Below are 18,893 nucleotides of genomic sequence, written 5' to 3' on the forward strand. Positions count from 1 at the left end.
GCGTCCGCGCTGACTAACCTTCCCCCAGCTCGCCGCGATGTTCCCCGATCTTCGTGACCGCCCGGACGATGTCCTCCATGTCGTCCCGGCCCCCCAGCAGCACATTCTGCGAGAACCAGACCGCCTCCGAACGGCAGGCCCGTTCCGTTACCGGCAGATGCAGCGCGTCATAGTCTACGGCAGACAACGCCGGGCTATGGTATATGCCGTAATTCCGTTCCGTAAAAACCGGTTGTTTGTACAGGGGGATGGAGTAGCCCGGACTGGCGGGGATCCCCTCGGCGCGCAGCGCCTCGATGAACCGTGTTTTCGGGACGCCTCCGAAGGATGCTTCATTGTACCTGAACATGTAGATGTGCCGCGCGTGGCGGTCGGCCTTCGCGGGCCTGGCCACCGGGACGACGCCCGGAATCGCCCCGAGGCGTTCGGTCAGGTACTCGCCGTTCGCGTGGCGCAGGTCGGCCTGGGTCTCCAGGTGATCCATCTGGTCCAGGAGCAGGGCGCCCTGTATCTCGGTCATCCGGTTATTGCCGGCCATGCGGAAGTGGTTGTAACGGGGTCCCTGTTCGGCGTGACCGCAGTCGGCGAGGGACCGCGCCGCCGCCGCCAGGCCGTCGTCGTTGGTGAGCATGATGCCCCCCTCGCCGGCGTTTAGGTTCTTGGAGGACTGAAAGCTGAAGGCGCCGATCGATCCGATGGCGCCCACGCCCCGGCCTCCCCACCGCGCGCCGTGGGCCTGTGCCGCGTCCTCGATCACCGCGAGGCCGTGGCGGCCGGCGATGTCGCCGAGCCGGTCCATGTCCGCGGGCAGACCCGCGAAATGCACCGCCACGACGGCCCGGGTCCGTGATGTGACCGCTTCCTCGACCCGATCGGGGTCCAGGTTGTAGGTAAGGGGATCGATGTCGACGAACACGGGCACGGCGTTCGACATCACGACCGAACTGGCCGATGCGATGAACGTATAGGCCGGCACGATGACTTCGTCGCCGGGTTCGATGCCGACCGCCTGCAGCGCGAGGCAAAGGGCCGTGGTGCCGTTGCATACGGCAATGCCGTAAGCGGCGTGCTGGAAGGACGCGAAGCGCTGTTCGAGGCTGCGCACCTTCTCGCCCTGGATGCTTCCCCAACGGCCGGATCGTACGGTCTCGCCAGCGGCCCGGGCGCTCGCGTCCAGGTTCATGGGCCAGGCCGGAAAGGGTGCGGTCCGTACCGGCGCCGCGCCGTTTATCGCCAATCGGGGCATCTCATTCTCCTGTGCATTACGCTCGTGTTATCAGTTGAAGAGGGCGTCCACGAAGGCCGGTGGGTCGAAGTCCTGCAGGTCCTCGATGCTTTCGCCCACGCCGATGAGTTTGACGGGGATCCCCAGCTGCACGCCGATGGCGAACACGATGCCGCCCCGGGCGGTCCCGTCCAGCTTCGTCAGCGCGATGCCCGTCAGGCCGCCCAGGGCTTCGCTGAAGACGCGGGCCTGGGAAAGGGCGTTCTGGCCCGTGGTCCCGTCGAGCACGAGCAGCACCTCGTGGGGTGCGCCGTCCATCTGCTTGCCCGCGGTGCGCTTGATCTTCTTCAGTTCCTCCATCAGGTTGTCCCTGGTGTGCAGCCGGCCCGCCGTGTCGATGAGGACCACGTCCGCATCCCGGGCGGCAGCGGCCTCCATGGCGTCGTAGACCACGGCCGAAGGATCGGACCCGTGCTGGTGCCGGATGAAGTCCGCCTCCGCGCGGCGCGCCCAGACTTCCAGCTGGTCGATGGCCGCCGCCCGAAAGGTATCGGCCGCGGCGATCAGGACCTTCTTCCCTTCCCCGGCGAAACGGGCCGCCATCTTGCCCGCGGTCGTGGTCTTGCCCGAACCGTTGACCCCGACGATCATGATGACCCGGGGCCGCTGGTCCGATTCGGGGTCCGGCACATCGCCCAGAATGTCCGTCATCTCTTCGCGGAGCAGACCCATGAGGTCATCGGGATTCCGGGTTCGGCGGTCGACCGCGCGATCCCGCAGTCCGTCGATGATCCGCAGGGTCGTTTCCACGCCCACGTCGGTCTGCAGCAGGATGCCTTCGATTTCCTCCAGCAGGTCCTCGTCGATCCGGTCATACCGGCCCACGGCCTGGTGGATCCTTCGCGCCAGCCCGTCCCGCGTCTTGGCGAGTCCGTCTCTCAGTCTGCGTACGACACCCAGCATGTCCCGGTCTCCGGATTCTCCTGGTGCTGACCTGATGTCCGACCGTCCGTCCGGCCGTCCAGCCGTCTGTCCGGCCAGCCGGACCGCATACAAAAAACCGGGAGAGCGATGATCGGCCTTCCCGGCTTTCGTCGAATGTCCGTCCCACGTGCATCGCGCCGTGCTTGTTCGGTCCGGTTGCAGATGGCCTCGCCCGGCCTCGCCCGGCTGCGAGTGGTCCGCTCGGCCTCGCCCGGCTGCAGATGGCCTCGCCCGGCCTCGCCCGGCTGCGAGTGGTCCGCCCGGCCTCGCCCGGCTGCGAGTGGTCCGCCCGGCCTCGCCCGACCGCGCCTGGTCCCGCTTGTCTACAGGTGGCCGTCGATCTTTTCGGCGAGTTGCTGCTTGGGGAGCGCACCGATGATCCGGTCCACCTCGGCGCCGTCCTTGAAGATCAGGAGGCTAGGGATGCTCCGAATGCCGAAACGGGTGGCCGCTTCCCGGTTCTCGTCCACGTCGACCTTGACGACCTTCAGGCGTCCGTCGTAATCGCCCGCGAGTTCCACCAGCGTGGGGGCGACGGCCTTGCAGGGTCCGCACCACTCCGCCCAGAAGTCGACCAGTACGGGCGTGCTGCTGTTAATGACCTCGGTTTCGAATTGATCGTCCGTAATCGCTGTTGGCTGTCCCACTATCGATGCTCCTTTCACGTTGATGTATGTAAATCGCTCCCAGCCAAATACGGTGTTTAACGGGCGAATTGTCAAGCATTTTCGCAGGGCGAATCACCGGAGAGGATCAGGCGTATTCGTCCAGGCCGTAGTCCCGGATCTTGCGGTAGATGGACCGTTCGCTGATGCCGAGTTCCCGGGCGGCCCTGCCCCGGTGTCCTCCGTTTCGCTCGAGGGCTCGGCGTATGGCCTCCCGCTCCCAGTCTTCCATGGAGCGCAACCGATCCAGTCCGTCATCGGCCGGTACAACCTCAGCCGGCCGATCGACACCCGGCCCGGTTCCTTCGAGGGACGGCTCGAAGTACTGTGCCGCTTCCGACGGGGGCGTTTCGAGGTCCTGCTCCGCGGTTGCGGGGGGCGGCAGCTGAATACGGTCACGTAGCGGTTCGGGGTCCCGGCCGAGGGCCGTGGTGATCTTGGCCGGGAGTTCGTGGATGGCGGTCAGGATCTGCCAGAGGATCTTGTAGAACATCTCGCGGTCCATGTCCTGCGGGTCGCGATTCTGCGGGACCGGCAGCGCCCGGTTCGCCATGGGCGGCGTATAGATGCTGTCCGGCAGGTCTTCCGCGTCGATCCGGGCCTTGCCGGAAGTCACCACCAGCGATTCGACGAGGTGACGAAGTTCCCGTATGTTGCCCGGCCACTCGTAGTCGGTGAGGGCCGCCAGGGCTTCCTCCGTGAAGACGGGAGGCGGCGCGCCGGGCTTCCCTGGGGCGTGCCGTATGAAGTGGCTGATCAGCCTGGGGATGTCGTCGCGGCGCTCGCGCAGGGCGGGCAGGTGGATATGCACGGCGTTGAGCCGGTAGTACAGGTCCTGGCGGAACGTACCGTCGTGGATGTCCCCGGAGAGGTCCCGGTTGGTGGACGCGATGAGGCGGACGTCGGTCTTCACCGGCGTCGAGCCGCCGACGCGGATGAACTCCTGCTGCTCCAGGACGCGCAGCAGTTTTACCTGGGTCGAACGGGGCATGTCGCCGATTTCATCGAGGAGCAGCGTGCCGCCGTTCGCCTGTTCGAAGTACCCTTTCCGCTGTCCCTTGGCGTCCGTGAAGGCGCCTTTTTCGTGACCGAACAGTTCGCTTTCCAATACCCCTTCGGCAATGGCGCCGCAGTTGATGGGAATGAAAGGACCGTCGCGCCGGTCGCTGAAATGGTGGATCGCCCGGGCGAATCCCTCCTTGCCGGTACCGCTTTCTCCCGTGAGCAGGACCTGGATACCCGTGGGCGCCACCTGGAGCACCGATTCCATGGCCGCGATGAAGCGCTCGTCCCTTCCCAGGAGCTGGAACCGCTGTTGGAACTCCCGCCGGAGGTCCAGCATGCGCATTTTCGTAAGCAGTTCCTCGGCGTCGACGGGCTTCTCGATGAAGTCGCTGACGTCTAATTGGCGGTACTGCCGGGGTGGTTCGTGCTGCCGGGTGGTGACCATGATGTCGGTGTCGGGGTGCTTCGCCGACAGGGTGCGTATCAGTTGCTCCGGATCGGCGTCGCTCAGGGCGAGATCGACGACGACGACATCCGGCGGGTCCGTCCTCGCCGCGCGCAACGCTTCCGCCGCGGCGGCGGTCTCCAGCACGTCGTAACCCGCATTCCGCAGGATGCCCGCCGCGTGACGCCGGCTGTCCGTTTCGCCGTCGACGATCAGTATCGACCGACCTTCCAAACCGGAACTCCTTGGCTGACGCTACTCCAGGTGATAGGCTTTTATCTTCCGAAACAGGGTGCGCTGGCCGATCCGCAGGACCCGAGCGGTCCGCGCCTTGTTCCGCCCACAGGCGGCAAGGGTCGCGGCGATCAGTCTCCGTTCGCCTTCCTTCATCGACATGCCCACCCGTATGTCCACCCCGTCTTCGTCCTCGCCGTCCGCCTCGGCATGGCCGGACCGTTCGGGCAGGAATTCCGCGGGGATGTCCTCCACGTCCAGACCGTCTCCGTCGGCGAGCAATACCATGGTTTCCAGGCAGCGTCGCAGCGACGCGCCGTCCATCGACCCGCCGACTTCGGCCAGTACGGCCAGGGCCCGATCGGTGATGGACCGGACGGGCACGTGGCGCTGTTCGGCGATTTTGCCGGCCAGGTAACGGATGAAGTCCGGCGACAGGTCGTCCGGCCGGTCCGGCCGGTCCAGACGGTCCGGACCATTGTTCAGCGGGACCGCCGTTGATGCCGGCCGGGTATGCCTTATGAATTCCGGGACGTCCGCCACGGTCAGGGTCTTCCCCGTTCCCATGACGATCATGCCCTCGATGCAGTTCTCCAGCTGGCGCACGTTCCCGGGCCAGTGATAGGTGGAAAGCAGTTCCAGGGCCGGCGGGTCGATGCGCTCGATCGGCTTCTTCTCCCGGTCGCCGAACCGGCGGATGCAGTGGTCGATCAGCAGCGGGAGATCCTCTTTCCGTTCCCGCAGGGGTGGCAGGGAAAGGGTCACCACGCGCAGCCGGTAATAAAGATCCTCCCGGAAGCGTCCGTTTTCGATCTCGGCTTCGAGGTCGCGGTTCGTCGCCGCGATGACCCGGGTGTCCGTCTGCAGCCAGTTCCCGCTGCCCACCCGCTGGAACTTGCGTTCCTGGAGGACGCGCAGCAACTTCACCTGGGTGGAAGGCGAGAGTTCGCCCACCTCGTCGAGGAAGAGCGTGCCCCCGTCGGCCAGTTCGAACCGGCCCTTGTAGGTCTTGACCGCGTTCGTGAAGGCGCCTTTCTCGTGGCCGAAGAGTTCGCTCTCGATCACCCCTTCCGACAGGGCGTTGCAGAAGACGGGCACGAAGGACCTGTTCCTCCGGGTACTCGCGCGGTGGAGGGCGTGGGCCACCAGCTCCTTGCCCGTACCGCTCTCGCCGAAGATGAGTACCGTGGACTGGGTATCGGCGATCTGGAGGATCTGCTCCCGGATGCGCTGCATGGACGCGGACCGCCCCACGATGTTCTCGAATCCGTACCGGGTGTCGAGCTGGTGCATCAGCTCCTGGTTTTCCTGCACGATGCGCTGGCGGTCCAGGATCTTCTCGATTTCCGCCGCGAGCTTCTCCACGTACACGGGTTTTTCGAGTACGTCGTACGCCCCCTCCTTCATGGCGGCCACAGCCAGGCCCATGGAGCCGGGATCCGTCATCAGGATGACGCCCACTTCGGGATTCCTGCCCAGGGCGACGCCCATCAGGCGCAGTCCGTCTATACCGGGGGCATCCAGGTCCGAGATGATGATGCTTGGAGATTCTGCCGCGAGGACGTTGAGCGCCTGGTCGCTGTTCTCCACGGCGATCACGCGGTGATCCCGCTGGGTGAGGCCGTAGTGTTTCTCGTCCCGGCCGCGGGAGGAACCTTCTACCAGCAGGATGACCGATTCTGTCGGACTGTTCATGGCATGCGGGTCGGGAGGCAGGGTCAGGTTGACGGGGCTTCAAGCCTGGCGGCCGATTCCGATCTTCCGGTTCGGCGTCCACTCGAAATTACGCCAGGACCCGGTTGCTGTCAAACGTTAAACCGGGCAAACGGGCGGCCTGGAGCACCCGTCGCAGCGGCCCGGCGTGGACTGCCGCCGCACCCTGGGCACCGGCTGCTGCGCCTTGAAGAGGCGCTGCGTTGCGCCGCACGGAGGCGTCAGGGAAGCGGTTGGGCCGATACCTGGTAGGCAGGCATGACCCACATTTCGGGTATGACCACGCGGGCGGGCCGGCACAGCACGAAAACGACAGTGTCCGCGATGTCTTCGGGGGTGAGCATCAGGGACAGGCGCTTCTCCGACACGGGCTGGGGCCGGTTCTTGAGGATAGGTGTTTTCACCTCACCGGGCAGGATGGCGCTGGCGCGAAGCCCGAATTCGGCGGCTTCCAGGTTGATCGAATGGGTCAGCGACACCATGCCGTGCTTGGACGCGCAGTAGGCGGCCCCGCCGAGGAGAGACACCTGGCGTCCGGCCATGGACGCGACATTGATGACAGTGCCTTCACCCCGCGCCTTCATGGGTTCGTAGACCGCACGGAAACAGTTGAACGCGCCCGTGAGATTGATGTCCACCACGCGGTCCCAGTCCTCCACCGACATCTCGGTCGCCGTGCGCAGGGGCGTATTGACGCCCGCGTTGTTCACCAGAATCGACACGGGACCCAGTTGATCGACGGCCGGGGCAATCGCGGAATCGATCTGATCCCGGTCGGTCACGTCCATGGGGGCGATGGCCGCGCGCCGCCCCGCGGCTTCCACCTCTCCGGCGACGGTTGCAAGGGGCTCGCGCCGCCGGCTGGAAAGGATCACGTCCGCACCTTCCCGGGCCAGGGCCAGCGCGATCCCGCGTCCGATGCCGGAACCCGCGCCGGTGATCCAGGCCACCTGTCCCTCGAGTCTGTTCATATTACGCTCCGTTCTATGCGATTAGCCGGTGCGTCCCGGGGCTGCCTTCCTGCCGGTGCCGGCCAGCCGCGGCTGGTCAGTCTTCCGCTGCCGTTCAGGCGCTCGCCAGGTCGTCATGTACCGACCGGGTGTCGATATCCAGGCCGCGCAGCAGGTCTTTCCTGATCTTGCACACCATGGTATAGGCGGGATCGAACACGTTTCCCATGTCGTACTCGACGCACTGGCCGAGCAGCGTGTGAGCCGCCCTGGGATCGAGACCGTAGTCGGCCTGCAGCCAGCGCAGCATTTCGGTGGTTGCGTGCTGGACGCACTGGTCGAGGGGCCGGGCGTTGCCCGCCGTGAAAAGGAACTCCGCGTTCTCGCCGCGGGGCCAGGCGCTTGGCTTTCTTTTGAGCACCCTGAAGGTGAACTGCACGTCGAAGGAGATCTCGACGCCCGTGCCTACGATCTCTCCGTCGCCCTGCACTGCATGGCCATCGCCGATGTGGAACAGGGCGCCGGGCGCGAACACGGGGAAGTACGCGGTGACGCCTTCCACGAATCCCCGGTAGTCCATGTTGCCCCCGTGGCTGGCGGAGGTGGCCGTCGAGATCGCCTGCCCCCTGTCCGGCGCCACGCCGAAACATCCCGTCATGGGCGCCAGGGGCAGGGACATCCGTCCAAGCCGGGTGTCGTCCGGGTCGACCAGCGTGACCGTACTCCGCTCCGAGTCGACTTCCCAGCGGCAGAGGTCGTCCCGGCTTTCGATCTCCCCCGCGGTCTCCCGCACGTAATCGGGATCGAGCACATTGGGCGCCACGAGCGGACGCGTCCAGCCGAAGGGGCGGTTGGGCGTCAACCGGTCCAGGTGCACGGCGAGCGTGTCGCCCGGTTCGGCGCCTTCGATGTGAAAGGGCCCCGTCTGTGGATTCCCCGGAGACGTCACGGGCGTGTCGGAACGGTCCTTCCCCCGGGCGTCGACCGTCGACGTGACGACAGTATCCCCGTCCTTCACGGGCAGGGCGGGTTCGTGGGAACCCATGGTGGTGTGATAACGGATAGGTTCGAAGTGGTGGACCATGATCACTCCCGAATTCCTGTGCTGGGCGAAAGGGTGTTTAGGGCCATGTTCCGCCGGTAAGAATAACCATGTACGACGCGTACGGTCAAGGTGAATCCGGTTGACCTTACGCCACAGTTCCGCAGCGGGATATCCCTTGACAGGACCGCGGTCCGGATCCATAAATAACACAGCGTTCACGTACATCAAATTCACCGTCGTTTTGCACCGGATCCGGATCGTCGAGCATGCCCATCCGCCCCTATGATGAAACCCTGGTCGGCCTGACGCCGGCGGGCGACAAGATCCATCACATCCTGCCCGAATTCCAGCGGACCCGGACGGGCTGTCCCCACGGCGTCGAGTTCTGGGTGACGATACGCACAGTGTCCCGGGATGACGAGCCGATTATCCTGCAGTGGTGCATGTCGTGCCGGCAGGTGGAGGTCCTCGGTCCGGAGGAATACGCCTGGCGGGCGCGCCTGGACGAAATGCATAATGCCGGCGTGCGAGACCGGCCTGGACCGGACCGGGAGTAGCGGTGTACGTCGACGCACGGGACGCGGGCGGTAACGACGGGACGCGGGCAGTAACGACGGGACGCGGGCGGTAACGACGGGACGCGGGCAGTAACGACGGGACGCGGTGGACCGGATCACGTATCGACTGTTCGACCATTCATAAGGAGCACGGGCATGGCCAAGAACACGAAAATGTGGGGCGAGGATCATTCAAAGTACATCTGGCAGGACGGGGAACAGATCCCCTGGGACCAGGGTACGGTGCATGTCACGCAGGGACATATATTCGCCCACGCCATTTTCGAGGGGATCCGGGCCTACTGGAACGACGACCAGGAGAAACTCTTCGTCTTCCGTTTCAAGGAACACATGGATCGCCTGTACCGGTCGATCAAGCTGATGAGGATGGAAACGCCGTACACGCTGGAGGAAGTGTGGAACGGCTCTCTCGAGCTGTGCCGGGTCCACGGATACCGGGAGGACGTCTACATATTCCCGACCGTGTATTTCTCGCCGGACGTGTATCTCAACAAAATGGCGGGTCCAGCCCACGTCTACGTCCACACCTTTGCCTACGGCTCCAACCTGCGCCGAAAGGACGGCGCCCGGTGCTCGGTCAGCTCCTGGACGCGCATTTCGGACAACACGCTGCCGGCCCGCATCAAGTGCTGGGCCAACTACCGCAACAGCGCCATCGCGTGGACCGACGCCACGCTCAAGGGCTTCGACGAAACGATCATGCTGAACAACCGCGGCAAGGTCTGTGAAGCGCCCGGCGCCTGCCTGATGATGATCCAGGACGGCGTGCTGATCACGCCGCCGGTGACGGCCGATATCCTGGTGAGCGTCACCCGGGATACCATATTGAGGATCGGGAGGGACGTCCTCGAGATGTCGGTCGTGGAGCGGGAGATCGACCGGACGGAGCTTTACACGGCCGACGAGGTTTTCCTGTGCGGGACGGGCGCGGAAGTGACGCCGGTCGCTTCGATCGACAACTACGACATCGGGGACGGATCCATCGGTCCGGGCACCCAGCAGTTCCGCGAGGCCTACAACGGTCTCATCAGGGGGATCGACGAACGTTTCCCCGAATGGCGCACCGACGTGCCGCTGTAATCTGCGCAGTCGGGGCGGCACCTGCGGGACTTCATACTACCGCCCCTCCCGCCCCATTCCGACCTTTACTTTTCGTTGAGATGCTCTACGGGGCCTTGCTATGGGTCCCGGTCTTCGGCCGCCAGGCCGATCAGGTTGGCGAAGAGTCGCACGGCCCCGGGCACGCCCGCGGGAAGCTGCCGGAACCACGCGTAGCCCGTGTAGATATATCGCCCCTTGCCGTAACGGGCTTCGAGGAGCCCGCCGCCCTTTGGGGACTCACCCGGGTCCTGCGAGGCCATGAGCGGCGTGTAGCGGGAGTCCCACTCCCCCTGGAAGTACAGGCCGCGTTCCTGCACCCAACCTTCGAAGTCCGCTTCGGTGATCCGGTTGGGCCGGTTGAAGACGGGATGATCCGGTACCAAAATGTCCACCGGCGCGTCCTCCCGGGTCACCCGGTCGTGGGGGCGGTTGATCTGGAAGGGGTAGGGCCCGTACCGGTCGAGGTTGAAGGCGTACTTGTTGTACTGCACGATGTAGACACCCCCGGCCTCCACGTAGTCCAGCAGCCGCTGGTTCACGGCGATGAGATCGTCGCGGACTTCGTAGGCGCGGATGCCCGCGATGATCAGGTCGAAGGCGTCCAGATCGGCCGTGGCGAGGTCCTCCCCCGACAGCAGCCGCACCTGCAGGCCCATCTGCTCCAGCACGAACGGGACCTGGTCGCCCGATCCCATGATGTAACCCACACTCAGATCGTCCGGCAGATCGACCGGAGCCACCTGCACGACGGATGCCGAACCGCGGTACAGGTGCCTCGGCTCGATATGGGGATAGGCGATCACCTCGTATCCCTCGCGGTATTCGTTCCCGCCGGCCTTCGCCACCGCCCCTACATCGTAAGCCCCATCCCGGGCGTCTCGTGCCGGGACGACCGTGTAGCTGAACGTCGCGGCCTGTCCCCGTCCCGAGAACGACAGGGGTACTTCCACGGGCGAAACTGCCCACCCGTCCGGTACCTCGAGGGACAACCCGCCTTCGATCACGCCGTCCACGTTGCTGACCACGGACACGCTGAACCGCAGGGGGCTTTCCCGCCCTGACGGAGCGACCACCACGGGTGGGTCCATGGTGACCGACAGTGCCGGCACGACCTGGAGTTCGCGGCGGATTTCACCGAAGGCCCGATCGGCGAAGCGGTACTGCGCGGGCCGGCGGATTTCGATCTCGACGCCGTCCACGACAAACCGGGCCCGTCCGATTACGGGCTGCGGGCGCCAGGGAAGCCCGATCAGTGCCGTGTCGTCCACCACGACCCTCGGGTCGTTCAGGGAGCGGCGGTGCCAGTAGGGCCGGGTGAGGCCGGCGTCAGGCGGTACTTCGACCCGCCAGTTCTCCGCGAAGCTTTCGTTGTAGCCGATGTCCTCGGTCTGTCTGGGCGGACCGGACGGTCCCGGCGGTCCGGGTGGTCCAGTCGGCCCGAACCGTCCAGGTGGTCTGGCCGGTCTGGCCGGGACCGGATCGAGGGTCGCGGTCCAACCCTCCGGAACGTCCAGCGCCAGGTTGGTGACGCGGACGGACCGTGTACTGCGGTTCAGCAACACCAGGTGCACTCCGAGCAGGTTGCCCGGGACAACCCGGTCGTCGCTGGTAAGCACTTCGAAGGCCATGCCGAGGGCCAGCACGGCAGCGTTGGCGAAGTCTTCCTCCTTCTGATTGAGCAGAAAAAGCATATCCGCAAGGACGCCGGCCGGCATGCCGCCCTCTTCAAGATCCCTCCTAAGCGCACGGATCATTCGCAGGCCCTCCAGTACGGGGTCCAACACGGCGGGAGGGTCGAGCGGGCGGTAGGCGTCCACGGCTTCGCGGGCCAGCGCGTCCAGCCGCTCGAGCCGGTCGGCGAGACCGTGGATCTTCCCGGCGTCCGGTCCGGCCATGGCGTGGAACCGCATGAAAGTCGTGTCCAGGCCGTCGAACAGGTGGGCGTCTCCGTCCAAGTCCGGCCTGCCCGCGTCCGGCCTGCCCGCGCGCGCAACCAGCTTGATCTTCGTGGTCGCCGGACCCTTCGGCTGCAGGGTCCCCATGTCCTGGGAGCGGTGCATGCTGCGGCCGGCCAGGCCCAGTTCGCGGTACGACCGGTCCAGCACGGGACTGTAGGTGCCTACGTGCACCACCAGGGAATCGATGCTTTCGAAGGATGCCCGCGTGTTGTTGATATACAGCTTGCGGGCCTGCCAGGGACGCAGGCCGTCCTGCAGGTGTTCGGGAAAGCGATCCGGGTCGGCCGCGACGAAAAAGGCTTCGCGGGTGATTCTCCCGGACGCCTGGTGATGGCCATGGCCGTCGCGGGGAGAATCGGCGAACACGGAAACGATCACGTCGGGACGGAAGCGGCGAATGACGCGCACCACGTCCGAAAGCAGCATTTCGTCATGATTCCAGTATTCCAGGGATTCTTCGGCCGACTTGGAAAAACCGAAGTCGTACGTCCGTGTAAAGAACTGCTCCGCGCCGTCGAAACGCCGGGCCGTCAGCAGCTCTTCCGTCCTTATCACGCCGATGGCGTCGTAGAGCTCGGGGCCGATGAGGTTCTGTCCGCCTTCGCCGCGGTTAAGGGAAAGGTAAGCGGTCCGCGCGTGCAACCCGCGGCTCACATAGGCGACCAGGGCGCTGTTCTCGTCGTCGGGATGGGCACCGGTGTGCAACATGCTGGCCACGACGGGCAGTCGAAGCACGGCCTGGGCCAGGGTGGACGTCCCCTTGCCGTCGGGCACCGGACGGATGTCGCCGGCCGTGGCGGCCGCGACGGACGGCGCGGAGAGGACCGAGAGGGCGAGGAGGAGGCATCGGAGAAGTCGAGTGTACATGATGGAGCTCCGGTTCGATCAGGCGTCCGGCAGCGACCGTCGGTTCGATCAGGCGTCCGGCAGCGACCGTCGGTACAGCCAGATCACACCCGCCGCTACGAGGAAGAGGCCGATGAACATCCAGCCAAACCTTCGGCGTGTATCGACTTCGGTGCGGGCGGTTTCCACTTTCTTTCGGATGCTCGGGTAGACCTGTTCCAGCGAGTCGACGACGGCGACCATTCTCTCGAGTACGAAGACATGGGAGGCCCGTTCGATATATGCGTCCCGCGCCAGGGTGGCCTGGGCCAGGATCTGATCGACCGGGACCCCGGCCGAACGGATCTCCTCAGCCGCCCGCCGGAACTCGACGATGGGCTCGAGTCCCCGGTCGGTCAGGGCGATGAAATCGTCCATGATCGCCTGCTCGTGACAGTCCTCGCAATTGTCGGGTATGGAGATCAGTGACGCCCGGGGAAAGACTACTTCGTGATTCGAGTGGCAATCCACGCAGTTAGGCCAGAAATCACCCTCGAGACCATGGGGGCTGGGTACGTAGTTCTCCGTCTGGACCTGGTGACACTCGCCGCACAGTTCATGGACGACGTAGGGGTCGGGCAGGCCCACGAAGTCCATATCTATGTCGTGCGCTTCGTCTTCCACCATGGTGGCGGGGTTCCCGCCGTGACAATCCTGGCAAAAGATGTCCGCCGGACGGTGCGCGCTCCGCAGCCATTCGGCTACCGGCAGGCTCATGTCCTCGTCTTCCAGGTCGGCATGGCAGCTGACGCAGTTATTGGTCGCCGCACCCTGTTGCGCTTCCGCGTAGTCGGCAGAAGTCCAAAAGAGGATCAACAGCGGAAGGAGTAAGAGGACCGCCCGCGCCTGGTATGCCGCCCGCGCCTGGTATGCCGCCCGCGCCTGGTATGCCGCCCGTCCGCTCATTCGGTTCCCTCGCCGACGGTGTCCGGCAGGACCGCCGGTTCCTCGACCGTCCCGATGGCGTGGGGCCATCCGTAGATGTCGAAATGATACCTCGTGCCCATGAAGGTCATCTCCGTTTCCGAGATCTTGCCGAGCAGGGCGAGGGCGATGTTCAGCACGATGAACAGGATGCCGAGGGACGTCGCGAGGGGCCGGCGTGCCGGCGTACGGGCCGGCGTGCGGTCCCAGAACGGCAGCAGGCAGATGGCCAGGACCACCAGGCCGGAGCCGATGATGCCGATGGTTTTCGGGAGGTATTTCAGCGCCTGGTAGGAGGAAAGGAAATACCATTCCGGCTTGACGCCCACCGGCGTGTTGAAGGGATCGGCCTTTTCGTGGAGCGGCAACGGGTAGTAGATGATCATGAAAATCATCGACGCCAGGACCAGCAGGACCACGATGGCTTCTTTCATCACGTGCTGGGGGTAGAAAGGTTTGCCGCCGGCTTTCTTCAGTTCTTCCGGTGTCTTCTCCGGCACGTCCGTTCCTTCGAGCGGCGAGATGCCCTTGTACCGGATCAGGACCAGGTGCACGGTGACCAGGGCGATGAAGGCCCACGGCAGCAGCACCACATGCAGGACGAAGAAGCGGGTGAGGGTCACGTCGGAAATGATCTCGCCGCCCCGCATGAGAATCAGCAGGTACTCGCCGATGAGCGGGGTTGCGGCGGCGATCTCCGTACCCACCGTCGTGCCCCAGTAGGAAAGCTGGTCCCAGGGCAGGAGATAGCCCGTGAAGCCGAAGGCCAGGGTCACGACCAGCAGGCCGAACCCGAATAGCCAGGTGAGCTCCCTGGGTTTCTTGTAACCACCGTAGAAGAACACGCGGACCGAGTGCAGCAGCAGGAAGGCGATCATGAAATTAGCGCCGTAGGTATGCACCTGGCGCATGAGCCAGCCGAAACGCACCTGCTCCATGATGTACTTCACGCTCTCGTAGGCCGTATCGGCCGACGCTTCGTAGTAGATCATCAGGAAGACGCCCGAGACGGCCTGGGAAAGGAAGAACATCAGGGTGACTGTTCCGAAGGAGAACAGCCAGTTGAGGTGGCGGGGCACGGGCTTGGTCAGCTGGCGGTGGCAGAAGTCGATGATGACCGATATTTCCGCACGATCATCGAGCCAGTTGTACACCCCGTTGAACAGGCGTCTGATCATGGTGGCTGGTTGCGTGCTCCGCGTGAAATGGACCGTCTGGTCACCGGCAGTTACACGCCGACGATGATCTTGTCGTCGGTGACGGATAGTTCGACCGCGGTCAGGGGGCCGGGAATCGGCCCGCCCTGGACGCTGCCGTCCGTGCCGAATATGCCGCCGTGACAGGGACAGATCAGGCTCTGTGTTCCTCTCTCCCACTTGACGACGCAACCCAGGTGGGGACACACGGCGTTATAGGCGATGTAACCGTCGGAGGTATTGACCACGATGGTCGGCCGGCCCCGGTAGATCACCGTCCTGGAAGTGCCGGGAGGCAGGGACGCGCGGTCGATTTCAACCCGGTTGGCGCCTTCGGCTTCGGGGGGCGGTTCGATGTAACGGATGAGCGGATAGACGGCCATCAGGGAACCGATACCGCCCAGCGCGCCGAGGCATCTCTGCAGGAATCGGCGGCGGCGGACCGGGTCGGGACGTGTCTTGCCGGGGGTTTTGCCTGACTTCCTGCCGGGTTCCGCAGGCCCAGGCGGCTTCTGTGACGAGGACATGTATATTACTCGTGATGACTTGGCTTCTGGTCATGCGTAGATTAAGGACAGCCGGTCCGGTTGTCAACCTCTTTCGGGGGGTTCCGGCGGACGGCCGTCCGCCCCGAATCGGCTTGACACACCGGGATAAAAGGGCGTACTTATTCAGGTACCATGACCGCTTCATTCTACAGAACGGTCCTGCCGCTCCTAGCCGCGGCAACCCTGGCGCATGTCCCCGGATGCGCAGCTTCTTCGCTCTCCGTCCGTTTCGATGTCTACCGTTCGTCCCTGCTCGGTCTCCCCGGCGAAGAAGAAACGATCGCCCTGCTGGGTTTCAACGGCACCGACCTGGCCCTCAACAACCTGACCGGGTTCCTGTTCGCCCGCGCCCTCGTCTCGGATTCCACGCTGACGGCCATCGAAATGAGACCGGTGCTCCGGACGCTGTCCCGCCATCCTCACGAGGCCGGTCAGATCCCCGATTCTCTCGCGCTGATCGTCGGAAGGGAGATCAACGCCGGTATCACGCTCGTCGGCGATCTCAAAAGGGTTTATACGGAAAAATACGGGGAAGTGAAGGTCTTTCGAGAGGAAGAGGCCATCGGGGTGGGACTCGGACGGTCCGATTCCCGCTTCATCAACAAGGCCTATGTACTGCCGCACATCGATCAGACAGCGGTCGTCACGGCCACCCTGCGAGCCTACAGTATCCAGTCGAACACGCTGATAGCCGATGTTTCTTTTACGGAATCCGAAACCTACCGCACGGTACTGCCCGAACCCGTCATAGATCCGCCCGAGGGGGCCATCTCCGTCGAACTCGTTTCGCCGTTGCTGACCGAAGTTCTGGCCCGCCGCGTTGTGTCGCGGCTGATGGCCGTGCTGTCACCGGAGCGGATCCAGGTCACCCGCCGGCTGATCGATACCCGGGACGGCCGTGCCATCTCCGCGGCGCGGGTAGGGGACTGGATCCGGGCGGTGACGATCTGGGAAGGTATCGTGGCGGGGGACCCCGACGACGCGGCGGCGTGGAACAACCTGGCAGTCGCCCATGAAAGGTCCGGCCGCAGGACCGATGCCGAGGCGGCCTACCGCAGCGCTCTGTCCGCGAGACCCCGCGACAGGACGATAAGGGCCAATGAACGGGCATTCGGACTCGCCGCGGACGACAGCCCGGACCGGTAACCCGGGCGCTGTCTCACGAAGGTTGCCGGGGCCGCTAAACCTGCGGGGTACCGAGCGACGCGCCACGTGCCGCGCTACCCGATCCGGACCATCCGGTTGTCCGCGGCCGATTCGTAGATCCCATCCAGGATCTGCATGATCTCGACACCCTGCTCGCCCGTGGACATGGGCGAGCGGCCGGCACGGATGCAGTCCACGAAATGGGCGATCTCGGCCGCGATGCAGTCCGACCATTCCCGCGGCGCGTAGGCGGGCGTGACATCCACCTGTTCGCCGTGCAGTTCGGTATATACCGTTAAATCGTTGCCCGTGATCTCGGCGCCGCCCAGGGTACCCATGAGCTTGACGTAGGAGCCTTCCGAAGCCACGTGGGAGGCCCAGCTCGTCTCCGCGACGAGTGTGGCATCGCCTTCGAACCGGATGAAGGCCGCGGCGAGGTCTTCCACGTCGAAGACGCCTTCCGCCGAATCGCTCAGCCGGGCGTAGGTGGCGCCCACCACGGACACCGGCCGCGGATTGCCCATAAGCCAGCGCGCCAGATCGATCATGTGGACGCCCAGGTCGATCAAGGGCCCGCCGCCGGCCTGGGCCTTGCGCGTAAACCAGGTCCCGGCGCCCGGGATGCCGCTCCGCCTCAACCACCCGGTCTTCGCGTAGTAGATCTCGCCCAGCACGTCCTGCTCGACGAGCTTCTTCAGGATCTGCGTCTCGGCCCGGAACCGGTTGTTCAGGGCGATCATGAGGAAACGGCCGTTGCGCCGGGCGGCGGCGGCCATGTCGCGGGCCTGGGAGGCGTTCAGCGCCATGGGCTTCTCGCACATCACGTGGACACCGGCGTCCAGGCCGTCGATGGTCACGGGCGCGTGCAGGAAATTCGGCAGGCAGACGCTGACGAGATCAGGTTCCAGGGCGAGCAGGTCCTGATAGGCGGAAAACGCGTGAGGCACGCCGTGTTCCGACGCGGTCCGCTCGGCCAGCCCGACGTCCAGATCGGCCAGCCCGACGACTTTTACCCGTTCGTCCGCGAGATAGCCGGCGAGATGGGCCCGTCCCAGCCCCAGTCCGATCACGCCGGCGGTCGTTTTTTCGCTCATTCGCCTCTTTTGGAATGATCCGGCGACGACTTGCCGACTACCTGCCGGTTAATCGCCGACTACCTGCCGACTACCTGCCAGTTAATCGCCGGCTACCTGCCGATTAATCGCCGGCTACGTTCCGACTACCTGTTCGACTACTTGTCGCCGCGGTAGGCGATCAGGTCGATCTCGATGCCGGCGTTCAGCACGACACCGGACTGTATGGTGGACCGGGCCGGCGGATCAGCCGTGTAGTAGGACCGGTACACTTCGTTCATGGCGGAAAAGTCGTTCAGGTCATTGAGAAACACCGTGGCTTTGACCACGTCGTCCATGGTCAATCCGGACTTTGCCAGCGCCGTCTGCAGGTTGTCCATGACCATTTTCGTTTCCGCCTCGATACCGCCGGGGATGATCCGTCCCCGGACGGCCGCGATCTTGCCGGACAGGAACACGAAGTCACCCGCCTCGATGGCCTCGCTGTAGTTTGGACCCGGGTTAACCGCCTTGCGGCTCCGGTCGTCCTGCGACTGGGCGGGCAGCACGGTGTACCCCAGCGAAACAGCGGCGACGATCAGCGCTGTGAGGCCGGCGAACAGCCACCTGGAAACCACGATGTTCAATTCGAAACTTTCTTCCTTCCTGCCACCCTGGATACGTATGGTCGAGCCCATGATAACCTCCCCTGATTTTGGTTGACTCTACATGCCTTCGGCATTATCTTTACCGTCTATGATCAAAAAATCAAGTAGTATCGGGAAAAGGATGGATATGACCACGTGCCCTATTGTCTGCACGGTCCGACTGCACTTGCCACTTCGGACCCGGGGCACGGTAAAACCAGGTTAAAACGAAGGGAAATGCACGGTCAGCGTGCATTTTTTTTTGTCCGCCTTTTCTTCTTCCGTGGAGGGCAGAAGTCGCATGCAGGAAAGCTTGAGAGCGCTGTTGGAATTGCAGAAGACGGATCAGGACTTGCACGAACTCGAACAGTACAAGGTAGACATACCCAACCAGCTGGAGTCGATGGAGACGGTCCAGTCCGAGGCGGAAACCAGGCTTTCGGACCAGGAAACGAAGGTCGCGGACATCGAGAAGGTCAGGCGTCAGCACGAACGGGACCTGCAGGCCGCGCAGGAACAGGTCAAGAAGTACCAGGGACAGCTCTACAGCGTGAAGACCAACAAGGAGTACGACGCCCTCCAGGCGGAGATC

Annotated in this window: 17 protein-coding genes; 4 read left to right on the forward strand and 13 right to left on the reverse strand. The window is 64.5% G+C overall.

Annotation, left to right across the window (positions count from 1 at the left end; all coding sequences use genetic code 11):
- Positions 1-13: 13 nt before the first annotated feature.
- The 7 genes from OXH56_04815 to OXH56_04845 form a co-directional block, all read right to left on the reverse strand.
- Entirely contained in the window at positions 14-1,246 is a 1,233-nt protein-coding gene (locus OXH56_04815) for a DegT/DnrJ/EryC1/StrS family aminotransferase (GenBank protein MCY3554624.1), read from the reverse strand.
- 30 nt (positions 1,247-1,276) lie between these two features.
- The gene (ftsY, locus tag OXH56_04820; protein MCY3554625.1) at positions 1,277-2,188 is read right to left on the reverse strand and encodes a signal recognition particle-docking protein FtsY; all 912 of its coding nucleotides are present in this window, start codon (positions 2,186-2,188) and stop codon (positions 1,277-1,279) included.
- Positions 2,189-2,532: 344 nt separating this feature from the next.
- A complete protein-coding gene (trxA, locus tag OXH56_04825) occupies positions 2,533-2,856 on the reverse strand; it encodes a thioredoxin (GenBank protein MCY3554626.1) in 324 nt (107 codons plus the stop codon).
- A 106-nt stretch (positions 2,857-2,962) separates the two neighbouring features.
- A complete protein-coding gene (locus OXH56_04830) occupies positions 2,963-4,558 on the reverse strand; it encodes a sigma-54 dependent transcriptional regulator (GenBank protein MCY3554627.1) in 1,596 nt (531 codons plus the stop codon).
- Between the two features lie 21 nt (positions 4,559-4,579).
- On the reverse strand, positions 4,580-6,253 hold the full coding sequence (locus OXH56_04835; GenBank protein MCY3554628.1) for a sigma-54 dependent transcriptional regulator: 1,674 nt from the start codon (positions 6,251-6,253) through the stop codon (positions 4,580-4,582).
- A 239-nt stretch (positions 6,254-6,492) separates the two neighbouring features.
- The gene (locus tag OXH56_04840) at positions 6,493-7,242 is read right to left on the reverse strand and encodes an SDR family NAD(P)-dependent oxidoreductase (protein MCY3554629.1); all 750 of its coding nucleotides are present in this window, start codon (positions 7,240-7,242) and stop codon (positions 6,493-6,495) included.
- 94 nt (positions 7,243-7,336) lie between these two features.
- Positions 7,337-8,308: an acetamidase/formamidase family protein gene (locus tag OXH56_04845; protein MCY3554630.1), complete on the reverse strand. Its 972-nt coding sequence runs from the start codon at positions 8,306-8,308 to the stop codon at positions 7,337-7,339.
- Positions 8,309-8,532: 224 nt separating this feature from the next.
- On the opposite strand from OXH56_04845, the gene OXH56_04850 reads away from it, so the two are divergent.
- Together OXH56_04850 and OXH56_04855 are read left to right on the forward strand one after the other, a co-directional pair.
- Positions 8,533-8,823 carry a hypothetical protein gene (locus tag OXH56_04850; GenBank protein ID MCY3554631.1) on the forward strand — a complete coding sequence of 97 codons (291 nt, stop codon included), beginning with the start codon at positions 8,533-8,535 and terminating at the stop codon, positions 8,821-8,823.
- Between the two features lie 156 nt (positions 8,824-8,979).
- Positions 8,980-9,924, forward strand: a complete 945-nt coding sequence (locus tag OXH56_04855) for a branched-chain amino acid transaminase (GenBank protein ID MCY3554632.1) — start codon at positions 8,980-8,982, stop codon at positions 9,922-9,924.
- Between the two features lie 98 nt (positions 9,925-10,022).
- Here OXH56_04855 and OXH56_04860 read toward each other — a convergent pair whose 3' ends face one another.
- The 4 genes from OXH56_04860 to OXH56_04875 are packed head-to-tail and all read right to left on the reverse strand — an operon-like array spanning position 10,023 to position 15,435.
- Positions 10,023-12,770 carry a PIG-L family deacetylase gene (locus OXH56_04860; GenBank protein MCY3554633.1) on the reverse strand — a complete coding sequence of 916 codons (2,748 nt, stop codon included), beginning with the start codon at positions 12,768-12,770 and terminating at the stop codon, positions 10,023-10,025.
- Between the two features lie 48 nt (positions 12,771-12,818).
- Positions 12,819-13,694, reverse strand: coding sequence for a hypothetical protein (locus OXH56_04865; GenBank protein MCY3554634.1), 876 nt, complete (start codon positions 13,692-13,694; stop codon positions 12,819-12,821).
- The gene (locus OXH56_04870) at positions 13,691-14,890 is read right to left on the reverse strand and encodes a cytochrome bc complex cytochrome b subunit (GenBank protein ID MCY3554635.1); all 1,200 of its coding nucleotides are present in this window, start codon (positions 14,888-14,890) and stop codon (positions 13,691-13,693) included. The genes OXH56_04865 and OXH56_04870 overlap by 4 nt, the downstream gene beginning before the upstream one ends.
- A 50-nt stretch (positions 14,891-14,940) precedes the next feature.
- Positions 14,941-15,435, reverse strand: coding sequence for a ubiquinol-cytochrome c reductase iron-sulfur subunit (locus OXH56_04875; protein MCY3554636.1), 495 nt, complete (start codon positions 15,433-15,435; stop codon positions 14,941-14,943).
- A 153-nt stretch (positions 15,436-15,588) separates the two neighbouring features.
- Between OXH56_04875 and OXH56_04880 the strand changes: the two genes are divergently transcribed.
- Positions 15,589-16,602, forward strand: a complete 1,014-nt coding sequence (locus tag OXH56_04880; GenBank protein ID MCY3554637.1) for a tetratricopeptide repeat protein — start codon at positions 15,589-15,591, stop codon at positions 16,600-16,602.
- Between the two features lie 74 nt (positions 16,603-16,676).
- On the opposite strand, the gene OXH56_04885 is transcribed toward OXH56_04880, so the two are convergent.
- Together OXH56_04885 and OXH56_04890 are read right to left on the reverse strand one after the other, a co-directional pair.
- Positions 16,677-17,696: a Gfo/Idh/MocA family oxidoreductase gene (locus tag OXH56_04885; protein MCY3554638.1), complete on the reverse strand. Its 1,020-nt coding sequence runs from the start codon at positions 17,694-17,696 to the stop codon at positions 16,677-16,679.
- A 137-nt stretch (positions 17,697-17,833) separates the two neighbouring features.
- Positions 17,834-18,352, reverse strand: a complete 519-nt coding sequence (locus OXH56_04890) for a RidA family protein (protein MCY3554639.1) — start codon at positions 18,350-18,352, stop codon at positions 17,834-17,836.
- A 250-nt stretch (positions 18,353-18,602) separates the two neighbouring features.
- Here OXH56_04890 and OXH56_04895 point away from each other — a divergent pair.
- Positions 18,603-18,893 (forward strand): hypothetical protein (locus OXH56_04895; protein MCY3554640.1); only part of this gene is annotated, 291 nt, incomplete at its 3' end.

This window comes from Gemmatimonadota bacterium (genome assembly GCA_026702745.1).
In the GTDB taxonomy this organism is placed as follows: Bacteria; JAAXHH01; JAAXHH01; order JAAXHH01; family JAAXHH01; genus JAAXHH01.

Bases quoted from the DNA above. Each gene is read 5' to 3' on its own strand.
- OXH56_04815 (MCY3554624.1), bottom strand. From the start codon at position 1,246: ATGCCCCGATTGGCGATAAACGGCGCGGCGCCGGTACGGACCGCACCC.
- ftsY (MCY3554625.1), bottom strand. From the start codon at position 2,188: ATGCTGGGTGTCGTACGCAGACTGAGAGACGGACTCGCCAAGACGCGG.
- OXH56_04835 (MCY3554628.1), bottom strand. From the start codon at position 6,253: ATGAACAGTCCGACAGAATCGGTCATCCTGCTGGTAGAAGGTTCCTCC.
- OXH56_04840 (MCY3554629.1), bottom strand. From the start codon at position 7,242: ATGAACAGACTCGAGGGACAGGTGGCCTGGATCACCGGCGCGGGTTCC.
- OXH56_04850 (MCY3554631.1), top strand. From the start codon at position 8,533: ATGCCCATCCGCCCCTATGATGAAACCCTGGTCGGCCTGACGCCGGCG.
- OXH56_04855 (MCY3554632.1), top strand. From the start codon at position 8,980: ATGGCCAAGAACACGAAAATGTGGGGCGAGGATCATTCAAAGTACATC.
- OXH56_04860 (MCY3554633.1), bottom strand. From the start codon at position 12,770: ATGTACACTCGACTTCTCCGATGCCTCCTCCTCGCCCTCTCGGTCCTC.
- OXH56_04865 (MCY3554634.1), bottom strand. From the start codon at position 13,694: ATGAGCGGACGGGCGGCATACCAGGCGCGGGCGGCATACCAGGCGCGG.
- OXH56_04870 (MCY3554635.1), bottom strand. From the start codon at position 14,890: ATGATCAGACGCCTGTTCAACGGGGTGTACAACTGGCTCGATGATCGT.
- OXH56_04875 (MCY3554636.1), bottom strand. From the start codon at position 15,435: ATGTCCTCGTCACAGAAGCCGCCTGGGCCTGCGGAACCCGGCAGGAAG.
- OXH56_04880 (MCY3554637.1), top strand. From the start codon at position 15,589: ATGACCGCTTCATTCTACAGAACGGTCCTGCCGCTCCTAGCCGCGGCA.
- OXH56_04885 (MCY3554638.1), bottom strand. From the start codon at position 17,696: ATGAGCGAAAAAACGACCGCCGGCGTGATCGGACTGGGGCTGGGACGG.
- OXH56_04890 (MCY3554639.1), bottom strand. From the start codon at position 18,352: ATGGGCTCGACCATACGTATCCAGGGTGGCAGGAAGGAAGAAAGTTTC.